Below are 1111 nucleotides of genomic sequence, written 5' to 3' on the forward strand. Positions count from 1 at the left end.
TATTAACCCGGCAATCAAATACACCAAATCATGCTGCGTAGGCGATACGTGGATGCCGGAAATAAGAACGGATTCTTTGAGGGCGTAATTGCAATCGTCTCATGACCGAGCGAACACGCCTTTCCAGTTCGTCCTGATTACGCGCCGGCAAGCCCGTGCGAACCTGATGTTTCAAATCACAATTCAAATACTCGTCAGGGTTCAACTCCGGGGCGTAGGCCGGCAAGAAGAACAGTTCGATTTGCTCTTTGCGGTCGCCAACCCAGGCGCTCACCTTTTTGCTGTGGTGTACGCGCAGGTTGTCGAGAATCAGGAACACCTTGCGGCCCTGAGCATCGCGAATCAGGCGACTCAGGAAGCGAATCAGCACTGGGGCTGTCAGCGTTTCCCGATACAGCATGAAGCGCAGTTTGCCCCGATTGGTCACGGTGGAAATCATGTTGGTGGAAAAACGACTGCCGCTGACCAGGCGCACCGGCGTTTCGCCAATAGGGGCGTAGCTGCGGCCAGCATGGCTGTCACTGCGCATACCGGTTTCGTCGCCCCACTGAATCTCACCATTCTCAGCCCTGGCCCGCTGTGCGATGCGTGGATATTCATTATCCAGCCAGTGCTGAACCACTTCAGGTTTCTGCTGATAAGCCCGATGCAGTGGGCGCTGCGGGGTGTAGCCCCAACGCTTGAGGTATTCACCAACCGTTCGAACCGGCATGAGAAAACCACAGCGCTGGCGGATCAGTTCTCGCACCGCATCACGCGTCCAGAGCGCAAAGCCGAGTTTGAGTTGGTCGGGCATCTTATCGGTCATCAAGGTGCGAATCAGCACTTCCTGGCTGGAGCTCAAACTGCGGCGATCACCCTGGCGCACACCACGCTGGCCGCCGGCAATGGCAGCCTTTTCGCCTTTATGTTCTGCGACCTGCGCCCAGCGAGCAATAGTGCGGGGGTGAACACCAACCGCTTCGCCAATAGCCTTGTAGGTGTAACCCTGCTCACGCATGCGTAGGGCCGTGGAGCGCTTTTCACGTTGTTCTTGGGGGCTGAGTTTACGGGCATCTATTTTCATGGAGACAGATTATCTAATATGCCCTATTTATTTGCCAGGTTAATA

General features: G+C 55.5%; 1 protein-coding gene. It reads right to left on the bottom strand.

Features of this window, described 5'->3' with window-relative positions:
- Window positions 1-28: 28 nt before the first annotated feature.
- Window positions 29-1066 (bottom strand): IS630-like element ISPa47 family transposase, encoded by a 1038-nt coding sequence (locus AAEZ08_RS22720; protein WP_500125151.1) that lies wholly within the window; start codon window positions 1064-1066, stop codon window positions 29-31.
- Between the last annotated feature and the right edge of the window lie 45 nt (window positions 1067-1111).

Origin of the sequence: Pseudomonas sp. E45-MNA-CIBAN-0222 (assembly GCF_040310405.1) — a bacterium.
Taxonomy (GTDB): Bacteria; Pseudomonadota; Gammaproteobacteria; order Pseudomonadales; family Pseudomonadaceae; genus Stutzerimonas; species Stutzerimonas stutzeri_AC.